Here is a 12,286-nt window from a genome sequence, read left to right on the forward strand (position 1 = left end):
GGTACCAGTAAATGAGTAGCGTCTGCGTTGCTGCGTCCTGCATTAATTGCTTTTGGCATTGGTGTTAGGACGCTGGCGTGGACCGACCCGAATTTCTGAGCGCGGCATCGTGGTCGCTTTTTCTAAAGCGCCGTTCTTTTGTGCTTTAGCCATCGCGGCATCAGCGCGTTTCTTTTCAGCGGTATAGACTTTACCCCATTGCGGATGATTGACCTCAGCTGGACTTAGCTCAAAGCTAGGATCCAATTCTAATAGCTGTCTAAAGCTGTTGCGGCAGTTGCGTGGCTGACGACTGACGCATTCACTAAAGGCTTTGTATTTTAAAGCCTCCGTACGAAAAGCCTGACCGCCTAGGCTAGTTTCAGGCGCTTGCTTGATGGTTGCAATGACTTTTTTGTAATCGCCCTCGTGGAATTGCGTTTCAATTTGTTCTAACAAAATGGTTTCCGCTGGCGTCATTTTAGGGGCTTCAGGTGCCTTTGAAGTGCCTGCACAAGCGCTTAATAAGACGCTGAGGGCAGCGCCGCTAATCATCAGTGTAAGTCTTTTTTGCATAAACATCATGATCTTGTACTAGAAATGTTCTTGTAATAATTCTTGTTGATAATAGAAAACCAACAAGTGGGATAGCTTAATCGCTTAACCATTCTAAAGTCCGATTGTTACGGTTTTATTTAATAGTCATGAATGTTTTACAAGACAGAGTGCTTGTGAAGAAGGTGCAATGATGCAGATGATGTGTAGAAAAAGTTTGGCTGTGGCGGCCTTGACCAGTACGGTGTTGTTGGCGGGTTGTGCAGCCACAGAGTCTAAGTTGGCGGTGCCGTATGTGGTTGAGTTAAGCGCAGCAAAGAATGTGAATTCCGGTGGTCGTCATCAGCCTTCACCCATTAAAGTCACGGTGTATGAGCTAAAAACAACAAATGCCTTTGAGTTAAGTGACTTTTTTTCCTTACAGAAAGATGCGCGTGCCGCCCTCGGTGATCAGCTGCTCAATGTGAATTCCGTGATTTTGACCCCGGGTAAAACGGAGCGCATTACGGCTCATGGCAATGTCGACGCTAAGGTGTTGGGCATTGTGGCGGCCTATCGTGATCTGGACAACAGTCAATGGCGTATGACGGTTGAACTGCCTGCTGCTAAAAGCACCAATATCTATAAGTTTTGGCAGTTTTCACCAAGTGCCGCTGTGATTAAAGTCGATGTCGAGCGTAATGCCTTGCAAATCAGACCAGCAGAACAAAAATAAAGACAAAGATAGTAGTTTAAATTTAAATTAAATATGAATAGTTTTGATAAAGTGATTTGGTCTGAAGGCATGTTTTTGCGGCCTCAGCATTTCCAACAACAAGAGCGATATTTAGAGCGTCAATTGGTGGCTCGCTCACAGCAGGCAGATCATTATTTTTGGGGCTTTAGTGAGTTGCAGTTAGATACGGAGGGTTTTGCTCAAGGTCGTGTGGGGCTGACACGGGCTAAAGGCTTTTTTAAAGATGGCACTAGCTTTGTGGTCGATGAGTCCACACCGTCCGTGTCCTTAGCTGTGCCACAGGCGGTTAGTAATGAATTGGTCGGTGTGGCCATTCCTACACGTCAAGCCTCTAGACAGCAGGTTGCCTTTGAAGAAGGTGAGGATTTGCTGGCACGATATGCAGTGACGGAGCAGGAGATTGTGGATACGACCGATACTACCTTGGGTGCGGTTAATTTGCAGTTGGGGCGTTTACAAATTCGTTTGCTATTAGCCAGTCAAGTGGACGCCAATTATGAGTTTTTGCCGATTGCGCGAATCAAAGGGCGCGATAGTAAAAATGCCTTAGTCATTGATACAGCTTATATTCCACCGACTTTAAATTTTATTGAAGTTAAAAATAATCTGTTGAGTTTTCTGGTCACGGCGGTGGATTTATTAAACGAGCAGGTTAAGCGTTTATCCCGTCGCTTATCCGCTTCAGCCATACAAAATGGCAGTAGTTCATTGACCCAAATGATGATGTTAAGTGTGATTAATCGTTATCACGCCTATTTTCATCATTTACTTAGCTCGAATTATCATCACCCCGAAGGCTTTTTTTGCAACTTACAAATGCTATTAAATGAAATGGCGGTGTTTTTAAGTGAGCAGCGCGCCATGGAGCAGTTCGCACACTATGACCATGATGATTTGCAGGCCTCTTTTGCGCCGTTGATGGGACAGTTAAATGCGGCCTTGAATATTGTCTTGGATGATCCTTATGAGGTCATTGAGTTTGTGGATAAAGGGCATGGTTTACGGGTGGCTCAATTAACGGATCTGAACTTAATTAAGCAAGCGGAATTTATTCTCGGGGTCAAAGCGGATATGCCCATGGATAGTTTACGTAAGCACTTCCCAGCACAAGCAAAATTCGGTCCGGTTGAGCGGATTCGTGATCTGGTGCATTTGCAATTGCCGGGTGTGAATGTACAAAGTGTGGAGCAAATTCCACCGCAATTACCGTATCACTCCGGTTATGTTTATTTTACATTCCAACAAAGCGGTGATTTATGGCAGCAGTTTGCCAGATCAGGTGTGTTAGCTTTGCATTTGGCGGGCGAGTTTCCAGGGTTAGAAATGGAGTTCTGGGCCGTACGTAATAAAAATAGGTAGGCAAAATGTCTTCTTCAGACTATAGCGATTCTAAAATGGGGCCGTGGGGAGCGGCCGGTGTTTTTCAGTCCGCACAGGCGAATGAGCTACGCCCGGACGATTATGTTATCAGTGGTTCTAACCCTTTAGTGGCTGCCGCCAATCCCTTATTGGTGTTGATTCCTCAGCTTAGAAACTCCAAATCGCATGAGAATTTGGACTTGTTACGTGAGCGACTGGTCGATGAGATTCGACAGTTTGAGCTAAGAGCGCAGCATGCCGGGGTGCCAAATGAAACCATTCTGGGGGCGCGTTATTGTCTTTGTACCGCGCTGGATGAGGCATGTGCCTTGACCCCATGGGGTGGTCACGGGCAATGGTCAGGCAAGAGCTTATTGGTCACCTTTCATAATGAGACCTGGGGCGGAGAGAAGTTTTTCCAGTTATTGGCTAAGCTGTCACAAAATCCTAGTACCCACATTGATTTATTAGAGTTACTGTATTTCTGCTTAATGCTGGGTTTTGAAGGGCGTTATCGGGTGATGGATAACGGCCGCACGCAGCTAGAAACCTTAAAGCAACGCCTGCTCTTAACCCTCAAAAATGTACGCGGGCAGTATCCACATGCCTTATCACCCCATTGGCAAGCTGAGGCTATCTTAAATCAGGTCAAACGCTTACCCATCCCGCTTTGGGTGGTGGCCCTGGCGGTGGTGTTTTTTGGCATCTTGGCGTATCTCGGCTTTTCTTGGTTATTGGGTAGCTCATCCGATAAGTTATTTTCTCAGATTGTCCGTGTGCAGCCACCACGTATGCAAATACAGGCGCCAGTAGAGCGACGTACGGTACCGGTGCCCGATCGTTTGGCCACTTTTTTAGCTCCTGAAATTCGTGAGAATTTATTGACCGTGCGTGATGAAGCGGATCGAAGTGTGGTGGTGCTCCGAGGTGATGGCTTGTTTGAGTCCGGCTCAGTGCAGGTAAGACAACAGTTCTTACCGGTGTTAAGCCGCGTGGCGGATGCCTTAAATGGCACGGTCGGTGCGATTTTGGTCACGGGTTATAGCGATAATGTGCCGATTAGAACGCTGCAGTTTCCATCGAACTGGGAGCTATCGCAAGCGCGTGCGGATTCGGTCAAGGCCTTATTAGAATCCCGTTTGCGTGAGCCGAATCGAGTGCGCGCCGAGGGTCGGGGTGAGGCAGAGCCGGTGGCGCCGAATGACTCGCCTGAAAACCGTGCTAAAAATCGTCGAGTTGAAATTACCTTATTAGTCTCACCCGTGAGTGAACAAAGTCAGTTAAGAGAGCCGCAGCGATGAGTTGGTTACTTGATTTACCCAGTCGAATATTAAGTTTTATTTTTAGCCGCGGCTTATGGACTTTTGTGGGTTTATTTATCTTGGCGTGGCTGATCTGGTATATTGGCCCATCGATTGCGGTGGGGCAATGGTATCCCTTAGAGGATAGGCAAGTACGCATTTATTTGATCGGGGCAATTTTCGGGATTTGGCTACTTAGACTGATCTGGCGTAAATGGCGTGAAGGACGCTTAAATGCACAGCTGTTAGGCAAAATTCGTCAACCTAAAAATGACGCTGCGATTAAAGACTTACCGGCAGAAGAGCAGGAAGAGATTAAGATTCTTGCCGAGCGGTTTAATGAGGCCGTCACCTTATTAAAGCATGCACGCTTTGAACAGGGTGCTGAGCGCTCGCCGTTGGCGCGTTTTTCTAAGCAATATCTGTATCAATTGCCTTGGTATGTGTTTATCGGTGCACCTGGTTCGGGTAAAACCACGGCCTTAATTAATTCAGGCTTAAACTTTCCCTTGGCCGAAAAGTTCGGTAAGGTGGCGCTCAAAGGGGTTGGCGGTACGCGTAACTGTGACTGGTGGTTTACCGATGAAGCGGTGTTATTGGATACGGCAGGACGGTATACCACGCATGAAAGTGATCCGACAGGCGATGAAAAAGAGTGGAAGGGCTTTCTTAATCTACTGACCAAGTACCGTGGCCGTCAACCGATTAACGGCGTGATGTTAACCGTGAGTGTTGCCGATCTGCTCAGTGCTAATGCGACGGATAGAGCACAGCATGCCTTAGTGTTAAAGCAGCGCTTACAAGAATTACGGAATGAATTAGGGATTGAGTTTCCAGTCTATGTGCTGGTCACCAAAGTGGACTTGCTCAACGGCTTCGAGTCTTATTTCAATGACTTGAGTATGGAGGAAATGCAGCAGGTATGGGGCTTTACCATTCCCTATGAGCAGTCGCAAGCTAAAGGCTTTGAGCTGCTACCCGCCTTTGATAAAGAGTATTTGCTGCTGCAGGAGCGCCTGTTTGACTCATTGCCCGATGTGATGATGCGTACGGGCGATGAAAAGCATAGAGCGCTAGCGTATGCCCTACCACAACAGTTTGCTAATTTGCGAATGATCTTAGGCAGCTTTTTAAATGATGTCTTTTCAAATTCCAAATTCGAGCAACGAGTCATTCCGCGCGGGGTGTATTTCACCAGTGGTACCCAAGGTGGCTTAGGTTTTGATAAGGTCACGGCGCAGTTAAAACGCTATATGCGGCTTGACGGTATGCAGCAACAGCAGGGCCTGTCAACGACTGAGGGCGGTAAAAGTTTCTTCCTAAGAAAGCTGCTACAAGAGGTGGTGTTCCAAGAGGCTGGTTTAGCTGGCTTGAATCTTAAGTGGGAGCGCCGTAAGCGCAAGATTCAATGGACAGCCTACGCTGTGATGGCCTCTGTCTTTGCGGTAGCGCTATTGGTGTGGGGTAATAGTTATTTTAAAAATAAAAGCTATCTGGCACAGGTTGAAGACAAACTACCACCACTACAAAAGCTGTCGGAGGATATTAAGATCACTCAAACTGGGGATGTGCTGACGGTTTTACCTTTTTTAAATAGTACCTTGTTATTGCCGGATGGCGCTGATTTTAAAGTCGATGACAGTCCCTGGGGCTACCATTTTGGCCTTTATCAAGGTAATAAAATCCAGGCGGCTGCCAATAGTGTTTATCAGGATGCGTTGAAAAATGTCTTATTGCCGCAAGTGGCAAAACGGGTTGAGGCTTCTTTGCGTCAAGCCAGTCCTGCGGATTTGGAATTATCGTATGAGGCATTGCGGGCGTATTTGATGATGTATGAGCCTGAGCACTACGATGCCTCGTATATGAAGACCTGGATTTTGGCGGATTTGAATGCGGTATTACCCAGCAATTTCACGACCGAGCAGTATCGTTTGCTAGAACAGCATATTGATAATCTGGTGGGTGGCGGTGTTTTGGTTTCGCCCTTTCCTAAGGATGAGGCGTTGATTGCGGAGGTGCGCGATAACTTAAACCGGGTGTCGATGGCACGCCGTGCCTATAGTCGGATTGAGCGTATTCTCACCGCCGAAGCCGGTACGCCGATGAGTGTGATTAGTTTGGGCGGTTCGCAGGCGGCCTCTGTCTTTAAAAGAGAAAGTGGTAAACCCTTAAATCAAGGGGTGCCGGCTTTTTTCTCTTTTAATGGTTACTGGAATGTCTTTGATAAGCGGGTTGAGCGTGAAACCATTCGTTTGCGAGAAGATGATGTATGGGTCTTAGATGCTGAAGCTAAGCAGCTCGCTGACGGTAGTGATAAGAAATTAGTCGACGATGTGCGCGTCATCTACTTTAATGAGTACGTTAAGCATTGGGATGCTTTTTTAGCCGATGTGGCCGTGGTAGTACCTGATAGCTTGGTCGGCGCGATTGAATTGGCACGTACCTTATCTTCTTCCAATTCGCCCTTAACCCGTTTTGTGCAGTCCGTGGCAAATGAAACTACCTTATTACGAAGCGATGATAAGAATGAGCGCTCCATCGTCGATCGTGCCCGTGAACGAGCTACGAGCACCACCTCCTCATTGACCAGTATTATTGGTCCGGTCGGTGCCGGTAATTTAGTGCGCACTGATGCGGGACCAGAGCGTTTAGAAGAATTGGTGGATCGTCACTTTGTACAATACCGCGAATTGGCGACCAGCGTGGGTCAAAATAGCGCCCCGCCAATTGATTCAACCGTGAGCTTATTAAGTGAGCTATATACCTACTTAACGGCAGCGGATACGGCGCTCAGAACGAAAACACCTTTACCCACAGCCGACGTAATTTCTAAATTACAGGCCGAGTCAGGTCGTTTGCCACCTGCGGTTGGTTCGATGCTCAATGATTTATCCGTGCAGGCGGCAGCCTCAGTGAATTCGGTGCAGCAAAAAAATGTAGGCGAAGATGTGGATGCGATTTTGGGCAATTTTTGTCGGCAGGCGATTGCGGGACGCTATCCCTTTAGTCAGTCGACACGTGATATTGCACCTAATGACTTTGCCCGTTTCTTTGGCCATGGGCAGATGATGGATGAGTTTTTTCAGAAAAATATCAGTCATTTAGTCGATATGAGTACACGTCCATGGCGCTTTAAACCGGGCGTTGATGGTAGCAAAGGTGATATTGCCCGTTTCTTGTCCTCCTTTGAAAAAGCCAGTGTGATTCGGGATGTGTATTTTTCAGCAGGTAATCCTGCGCCCTCCTACAAGGTGTCCATTCGTCCGCTAGATATGGACCCCGGCATTATGCAATTTATTTTGGATGTGGACGGTCAGGTGTTGACTTATGAGCATGGTCCACAAGTTGGGGTGACCATGGATTGGCCAGGGCAACGTGGTAGTAATCAGGTGTCGATGAGTGCCAGTACGCAGCAGGGTAGCTCCGGTTTATCAACCTCTGGCCCGTGGGCCTTAAATCGTCTACTCGATCGTGCGTCTCTACGTCAAGGGCGCTCTTCCGAGGTAACCATTGCTACTTTTTCCTTAGGGGGTAGAAGTGTCACCTTGGAATTTACGGCCTATTCGGCTAAAAGTCCTTTCCGTTTAAATGAAATGCGTAGCTTTGTCTGTCCGGGGAGAAACTAGGGATGTCATCTTCAGCTTATACGCCGAGTATTGATGATCTGAGTCGTGCCTTAGGCTGGTACGGCAAACTGCCTGCTGCCGGTGATTTTGTGCGGCGACGTCTTAGTTCAGAATTAGTGAATTGGTGGCATCGCTGGTTGGAGTTGGGTTTGCCTAGTGTTAAAGAGAGTGCTGCTAAGCAAAGCCTGTTTTTTCATGCACCGATTTGGAATTTTGCGCTGCCTGCCAGTCATGGTTGTGATGTGGTGCAGCTTGGTTGTGTTGCGCCTAGTCGCGATCGGGTCGGCAGACTCTATCCTTTATTAGTTAGCTTATATGTGCCACCGAGCTATTTTGAGCCACAGCTTATTGCAGGTTCTGCACGATTTTATCAGCAAATTGGTAAGTCCTTATTACAAGCTGTGTCCTTGGGCTGTTCGGTGGAGCAATTTGATCGTAGTCTGGCGGATATCAGTTTAACCATGACGGCCATGCTGAAGCGTCATAGCGCAATAGCTACCCCATCCTGTGGTGATGATATTTTGTCCATTTTAAATGAGGGGCATAGCACAGCGCCGACTGAGCAGCTAGAGGAAGAGGGTTCTTCCTGGCCCAATTTAGCGAACTTTTTCGAGCCCCAAGGTAGCAACAGTTATTGGTGGACCAATCAGGCAACGGGTGCGGCTTTGCGTGCACAAGTGCATGGTGGTGCACCGAATGCCGCCTTATTTAAAACGCTTTTTCTTGCTTAACTAGTTTAATTTTAAAAGATTGAAATTATGTTGATTAATGTACAAGTGTCCCAAGCCCTTAGTCAGGTGCCTGCGACTTGGAAACCCTTACGGCAAACCGCATTGTGGACTGATAAGGTCAGTCTTGGAGACTTGCAAGACTTACTGGCAGATTTACGCTTAGGGCTGAGTCAACTGCATCAGCAAAATCGCTATTATGGGCTATGGTCTTTAGATACGATCTTTCAAGATGGAAGTGGGCGCTTTCATCTATTGCCGGGGGTTAGTCAGCAGCTAAGCAAAGAGCTTGATCAGCAACCCTTATTACCCGTGTGTGCAGCGTTTGAGCAATTTACCGAGGATGCGGCTTGGCCTTTAGGTGAACATACGGATGTGTATGGCTTGGCGACCTTAATGCGTTTTTTAATTTTAAAAACGCAACCGCTAAGTGCGATTAATCGCTTAGTTAATGAGCAAGAACGTTTGACCAACTTGGGCTTGGAAGATCGCTTTAATCGACAATATTTACGTGCCATTGATATGGCGACGGCGATTGAAATTAAGGATCGTATCAGCACCATTGATGAGTTTAGTGAGTTACTTGGTTTGCCACCGCTGCAACATGCCCCGGGATTACGCACACAAGTAATCACAGAAGCGCCGCTGTCCGCTACTACTGCCTCAGTGGTGGCGAGGCCAACGCCAGTGCAGGAGGTTGCAGTTGCCCCGCTGGGTGATCTAAGGTCAGATGAGACCGTAAGCGATGTGCCGGCGGCAGCGCTAACACAAGACAGCGCATCAGAGCAAGCAACCGTGCTTGAGCCAAGCGCTCGACAGGAAGCGGACACTGCTCAGGCGCAGCCGCTTGAGGAGGCGCCGCTGATGGAGCAGACTCAGTCTGCCGATCTAGTCACAAGCGCAGCAGAGGCAGAGGATGCCTCCATCGGTCTAGAGGAATTAGGTATGGGAGGGGCTCCGCTAACTGCTGTGCCACCCGCTGAAGTAGCAACGCATCAGCCCACGACAGATGAGGAGCCTAGCTCAGCAGAGCCAAGAGAAAGCAGTGCGATGGCGAGTGAGGCAGCCACAGTCACCACGGCGACGGCGAGCAGTGTGCCACCGTCAAAGGCAACATCAGCCACGACCCCAGCAGAGGAAGTGGGCACCAGTGCGGATGCTGAGGGATCAACAACAGCACCGGATGAGCCATTTGACTCCTTAAAAGCGCAGAAGCAATCATTGCAAAAACGCCCTCAAAAATCCTCAAAACTATTGATCTATCCGGCGGCGGCGATTGCCTTAGTTGTGATTCTAAGTACGCTCTTTTACTTATTGTTTAGTAAAGATAGTGAGCAACAACAAGAGGCGATAGAGGCGCAAATTGCACAAATGCAAGAAGCAGCTGAAGCTCAGGCAGAGCAAGCAAGACAAGCGGCATTAGCCCAAGCTGAAGCAGTTAGCGGCGCTGTAAACATCCAAGTAGCACAAACCGAACAGAGCATGCAAGGCACCATGGAGTCGCTATCGACGGCAGCCCCTACGCCGCAGGTGGGGCAAGCAAATCAAGCGCCGGCTCATAACGTAGAAACCGCAGCACAGGAGGAAGCGCTTAGTGATAGCGAGGAGCCGTCGCCAGCGTCTTCGGATGCCACCTTGTTAAGCAGTTTGGTGACAGCGCCCGCGGAGGAAAAGGAGACGACAGAAGCTACAGCGAGCGAATCAGAATCGACAGTGGCAGGTGTAGAGCAGACGCCATCTGAAGCTGTCTCCGAGGATGCGCTTGTGCGGGACGAAGCCGCCGCAAGCGCCACCACCGCCACATCAAGCTTGACAGAAGCACAAAATCAGCCAACGGAGTCACCTGCAACAAGCACGCTGGGCAACGATAATGCAATGACCGCACAGGATGCTGAGCGTCAGCAGCAGCAAGCCTTGGAACGTGAGGCTGAGGAGCGTCGTCTGGCGGCTGAAAAAGAACGTGAAGAACGACAAGAGCGGCTGCGTTTAGAACAAGAGGAAAAAGAACGTCAGCGCCTACAGGCACAAGTGCAGGCGGATAAGGAAAGACGTGAGCGTCAACAGGCTATGGGCACCTTAAACTTAGATATTCGCCCTTGGGGTAATGTCAGTATTAATGGTCGCGGCTATGGTGCTAGTCCACCGCGTAATAGCATACGCCTAGCGCCAGGTACTTATAGCGTGGTCGTGACCAATGGTGATTTACCGGCATATCGTACCAGCGTCACGATTCAAACGGGTGGCCGTACTACCATCAGCCATCATTTTGAATAGCGGACTGTCATGTCAATGTCATATGGTCGTCATATTAAGTTAATAATCAAAAGTTAAGATCGTCGATTATGGTAACGTTTGAAGAAATTGCCGGTTCTTTTAGTAATGAAAATTGCGGTGAGAACTTAGAGTATAGCCAAGAGTTTTTGGCATTGACGCGCTCCTTGGAGTATAAGCCTGAGCAGCAGTTCGGTGACACCATTATTGAAGCGGAGTCACCCGAGTGGAATCAAGCAGAGCGCCAAGCCTTAGCACTATGCGCCAAAACATGTGATGTACGGGTATTGGAGATGCTGGTACGCACATGGGCGGCACAACATGGTTTGCCCGGCTATGCCAATGGCTTGGAAATCGTGTTTAAGGCCATTCGTGCGTTTTGGGATGGCATCCACCCGCCCTTGGTTGAGGATGACGGTTATGAGGATCCATTGCCCAGAATTAATGCGCTTAATGCCTTGGTGACCGTTGATGGTGTGTTAGGTATTTTACGCTCTGCACCGATTTTAAGTGGCACCTATGGTCAGCTCAGCTTGCGCGAGGCGGAGCAGGTTATTGATGGCTCAAAAACGGATTTTCCGGGTGGTCGCGGTCGTTTAGCAGAGATGCTGAGCCAAGCCAAAATTACTGATGAGGCTGAGATCAATGCCCTTTATCAGGCGCACAGCTGGTTGCGGCAGATTGAGGAGCTGGTGCTTGAAAAGCTAGGCCATGAATGGCGTCCCGAATTTAATCAAGCCCTTCAGTTGTTCGACGTCATTATGAACGTCGTCGGCAATCCACAGCCCGCCGGCACTGAAGCTAGCTCAGCGCCTGAGGAATCGAGCAGTGCGCAACATGCGGGCGAGTCGAGCCATCAAGCTAGCCAACTTAGCAAAGTAGAAGCAATTAAGGAGGTGTCTTGGAAAGAGCTCAGTATCAGTACGCGAGCCGATGCCATCTTAGCTTTGGAAAAGGTCTGTAGCTACTTTGAAGTGCATGAGCCCAGTCATCCAGCGCCTTTTTTAATCCGTCGAGTCCAACAAACCATACCGTTGAACTTTTACGACATGATTAAAAACTTGGTGCCAGGCAGTCATGAGCAGTTCGATATTTGGTTAGCAAAAACAGAGGATAACGACGAATAACTATCGTCATCATAGCAACATCGTTTAGGTTTAAAGATTAGTTTTTTGGAGGATTTACATGCAACGTAAAAAAACCGCAAGCGGTCAGAAGTTTATCTCACGTAACCGCGCCCCACGAGTACAAATTGAGTATGACGTTGAAATTTACGGGGCTGAACGTACTATCCAATTGCCTTTTGTTATGGCGGTAATGGCTGACTTGGCAGGTAAATCAGAAGTACCTAAGACCGATGTGAGTGAGCGTCAATTTATGGAGATTAGCATCGATAACTTTGACGATCGCATGAAATCCATTAAACCACGTGTTGCGATGCAGGTTGAAAACACCTTAACTGGTGATGGTATTTTAAATGTGGATATGACCTTTGAAAGCATGGAGGACTTTAATCCAGCCAATGTGGCGCGTAAGATTGAGCCCCTAGCAGAGCTACTCGAAGCGCGTACGGAATTAGCTAATTTACTGACCTATATGGACGGTAAAATCGGTGCTGAAGAGCTGATTAATCAGGTTTTACAAAATCCGGCCTTATTAAAATCATTAGCCGCTGCACCAAATACAACAGCAGAAAAAACCACCACGGATGATGAGAACTAGGAGATAGTG

General features: G+C 48.2%; 9 protein-coding genes. 8 read left to right on the top strand and 1 reads right to left on the bottom strand.

Going from position 1 to position 12,286, the window contains the following annotated elements; translation table 11 throughout:
• Positions 1–42: 42 nt before the first annotated feature.
• Positions 43–555, bottom strand: a complete 513-nt coding sequence (locus A3GA_RS11100; RefSeq protein WP_146741189.1) for a TssQ family T6SS-associated lipoprotein — start codon at positions 553–555, stop codon at positions 43–45.
• A 178-nt stretch (positions 556–733) separates the two neighbouring features.
• Here A3GA_RS11100 and tssJ point away from each other — a divergent pair, with 178 nt between their 5' ends.
• The 8 genes from tssJ (at position 734) to tssB (ending at position 12,277) form a co-directional block, all read left to right on the top strand.
• Positions 734–1,249, top strand: a complete 516-nt coding sequence (gene tssJ / locus A3GA_RS0100295; RefSeq protein ID WP_026156710.1) for a type VI secretion system lipoprotein TssJ — start codon at positions 734–736, stop codon at positions 1,247–1,249.
• Positions 1,250–1,282: 33 nt separating this feature from the next.
• Positions 1,283–2,629, top strand: a complete 1,347-nt coding sequence (gene tssK / locus A3GA_RS0100300; protein ID WP_018025378.1) for a type VI secretion system baseplate subunit TssK — start codon at positions 1,283–1,285, stop codon at positions 2,627–2,629.
• 5 nt (positions 2,630–2,634) lie between these two features.
• Positions 2,635–3,930, top strand: a complete 1,296-nt coding sequence (locus A3GA_RS0100305; protein WP_018025379.1) for a DotU family type VI secretion system protein — start codon at positions 2,635–2,637, stop codon at positions 3,928–3,930.
• Positions 3,927–7,556, top strand: coding sequence for a type VI secretion system membrane subunit TssM (gene tssM, locus A3GA_RS0100310; protein ID WP_018025380.1), 3,630 nt, complete (start codon positions 3,927–3,929; stop codon positions 7,554–7,556). The genes A3GA_RS0100305 and tssM overlap by 4 nt, the downstream gene beginning before the upstream one ends.
• A 2-nt stretch (positions 7,557–7,558) precedes the next feature.
• Positions 7,559–8,287 carry a type VI secretion system-associated protein TagF gene (gene tagF / locus A3GA_RS0100315; protein WP_018025381.1) on the top strand — a complete coding sequence of 243 codons (729 nt, stop codon included), beginning with the start codon at positions 7,559–7,561 and terminating at the stop codon, positions 8,285–8,287.
• Positions 8,288–8,314: 27 nt separating this feature from the next.
• A complete protein-coding gene (locus A3GA_RS0100320; protein WP_018025382.1) occupies positions 8,315–10,558 on the top strand; it encodes a hypothetical protein in 2,244 nt (747 codons plus the stop codon).
• A 68-nt stretch (positions 10,559–10,626) separates the two neighbouring features.
• A complete protein-coding gene (gene tssA / locus A3GA_RS0100325) occupies positions 10,627–11,682 on the top strand; it encodes a type VI secretion system protein TssA (RefSeq protein ID WP_018025383.1) in 1,056 nt (351 codons plus the stop codon).
• A 58-nt stretch (positions 11,683–11,740) separates the two neighbouring features.
• A complete protein-coding gene (gene tssB / locus A3GA_RS0100330) occupies positions 11,741–12,277 on the top strand; it encodes a type VI secretion system contractile sheath small subunit (RefSeq protein WP_018025384.1) in 537 nt (178 codons plus the stop codon).
• Positions 12,278–12,286: the final 9 nt, after the last annotated feature.

The sequence above is a fragment of the Oligella urethralis DSM 7531 genome (assembly GCF_000372065.1).
GTDB lineage: Bacteria > Pseudomonadota > Gammaproteobacteria > Burkholderiales > Burkholderiaceae_B > Oligella > Oligella urethralis.